The sequence below is a fragment of the Micromonospora sp. CV4 genome, assembly GCF_003667455.1.
Lineage (GTDB): Bacteria > Actinomycetota > Actinomycetes > Mycobacteriales > Micromonosporaceae > Micromonospora.
This window is the reverse complement of the sequence record NZ_RCVI01000075.1, coordinates 1-2,413: the sequence shown is the minus strand read 5'-3', so window position 1 is coordinate 2,413 and position 2,413 is coordinate 1. Positions and strand designations below refer to the sequence as shown.

Here is a 2,413-nt window from a genome sequence, read left to right as displayed (position 1 = left end):
GACCAGCGGACCCCGGCGGCGCCGACGGCCGGCCACCGCCGCGCCCAGCGGCACGTCGGTGCGGGTGCCCGGTCCGGCGTTGCGCAGCGGCGTCGCCGCCACCATCGCGGTGGGCGGCTCGCCGCCGGTCACCGCCGTTCGGGCCGCCTCGGCCATCGCCGCGCCGCTGCTGAACCGATCGAGCGGATCCTTGGCCAGTGCCTGGGACACCAGGGCGCGGACCGCCTCCGGGATGTCGTGCGGCAGCTCCGGCGGCTCGTCGTCCAGGTGCCGGACGGCGACCTGGAGCGGGTTGTCGCCGGTGAACGGCGGGCCGCCGGTCAGGCAGCAGTATGCGACCGCGCCCAGGGCGTAGATGTCGGTGGCGCCGCTGACGGGCCGGCCGGCAGCCTGCTCGGGCGCCATGTAGAGGGCCGTGCCCGGCACCGCGTTCGTGCTGGTGATGCTGGTGACATTGGTGGAGCGGGCCACGCCGAAGTCCACCAGGACGACCGTGCCGTCCTCCTGCACCAGCAGGTTGCTGGGCTTGACGTCGCGGTGCACGATGCCGCCGCGGTGCGCCGCGTTCAGCGCCTGGGCCGCCTGGGCGACGATCGACATCGTCTCGGCCACGTCGAGCCGGCCGGCCGCCTCGATCCGCCTGGACAGCGGCTCGCCGTCGACGAACTCCATGACCAGGTAGTCGGCCCGACCGCCGTCGGGCAGGTCGTCCTCGCCGCAGTCGTAGACCTGCACGATGCCCGGGTGCCGCAGCGCCGCCATGATCCGCGCCTCGGCCCGGAACCGGGCGATGAAGTCGGGGTCGGAGACCAGCGCCGGCAGCAGGACCTTGACCGCGACCTGCCGGCCGAGGACCAGGTCGGAGGCACGCCAGACGTCGCCCATGCCGCCGGTGGCGACACGTTCGTCCAGGCGGTACCGCCCGCTGAGCACGACCTCCGATGACAACACAGCATTACCGTACCCAGAGCGGCCCGGATCGGTGCGCCGCGGCTGGTCGGCCGGGTGGCCGTACCCACCGGTCCATCCGGTCTGACCTGTGTGGACATGGACCGGTGTGTGACACTGTGGCAACAGCCTGTGACGAAATCCGACACACGGCGGCGCACGCCTGCCCGGCGATGGCGGGGAAGCGCCGATCTGCGCACGGAGCGTCCGCTGGTCACCGCCCGTTACGGCGACGCGCCGTCCGTCGGGTTGGATAATTGTCACTCTTCCGTGACGTGGTGCCGACTTGTCGCCCCCTTCGGTTCCCTCCTAGCGTTAGCCCGGCTCGGGCCAGCCGGGGGGCAGCGCGTAGAGAACCGACCGCCGTGGCGCTGGTCCGGACATCCCGCCCCCGAAGTCACCAGGGCGCGGGCGTGATCACGTTCGGGCGGAGGGGCGGGGCGGTGCGGGAGCTGGTCGGGTCGACGGTTCACGCCGCCTGGAATGCGCCGGTCCGGCGGATCAGGCCGGGGCGTCCCGATCGATCCGTGGCGCGCGCATGACCAGCGAGCTGTCGGAGGCGGTCACCGCAGCGCAGGACGGGGACGAGGACGCCTTCCGCTTCCTCTACCGCAGCCTGCAACCCGGTCTGCTGCGCTACCTGACCGCCCTGGTCGGCGCGGACGCCGAGGACGTCGCGTCGGAAACCTGGCTGCAGATATCCCGCGACCTGCCCAGCTTCACCGGCGGCGAGTTCCGCGCCTGGACCGTCACGATCGCCCGCAACCGGGCGATGGACCATCTGCGCCGGCTGCGGCGCCGGCCGTCGCTGCCGGTTCCGGTGCAGGCGCTCGCCGAACTGGCCGGCGACGCGGACACCGCCGAGCGGGCGGGCGAGACGATCGGCACCGAGGCGGCCCTGGCCCTGATCGCCACCCTGCCGCCCCGCGAGGCCGAGGCGGTCCTGTTGCGGGCCGTGATCGGCCTGGACGCGGAGTCCGCCGGCCGTGTGCTCGGCCGCCGGGCCGGCGCCGTCCGGACCGCCGCCCACCGAGGCCTGCGACGGCTCGCCGCCCTGCTGGAACGACAGGAACCGGTCGCGCCGCCGACCGACGCCGCGCGGGCCACGCCGTCGCCGGGCACCGAGGGCGTGGCGCCGCCCCGTCCGCGCACCGGCCGGTCCCCGCGGACGTCGCACGCTGAACCGGCGGACGGCTGACGTGAGGGGATTCCGGATGAACCCGAACCGGCGGGCCGAGCGAGCCGAGACCGAACGGCTGCTCGATGCGACCGGTGACCCGGACATGACCGTGGCGGACCCGGTGGCCCGGCTGCTCGCCGCGGCCGCCGGCCCGACCCGGCCCGGCGAGCTGACCGGCGAGGATGTCGCACTGGCCGCGTTCCGGGCCGCTCGCGCCAACCCGACGCCGACCGCGGCCGCCCGGCCGCACCGCCGTCGGCTGACCACCGGCGCGGTGGCCTGGAT

2 protein-coding genes and 1 pseudogene are annotated in these 2,413 nt (G+C 74.8%); 2 read left to right on the top strand and 1 reads right to left on the bottom strand.

What is annotated here, in order from left to right:
* Nucleotides 1-951 (bottom strand): serine/threonine-protein kinase (locus tag EAD98_RS00445; protein ID WP_147457298.1); only part of this gene is annotated, 951 nt, incomplete at its 3' end.
* Between the two features lie 535 nt (nt 952-1,486).
* Between EAD98_RS00445 and EAD98_RS00440 the strand changes: the two genes are divergently transcribed.
* Entirely contained in the window at nt 1,487-2,146 is a 660-nt protein-coding gene (locus EAD98_RS00440; protein ID WP_121652131.1) for an RNA polymerase sigma factor, read from the top strand.
* A 16-nt stretch (nt 2,147-2,162) separates the two neighbouring features.
* Nucleotides 2,163-2,413, top strand: a pseudogene (locus EAD98_RS00435) (hypothetical protein); the annotation flags it as partial.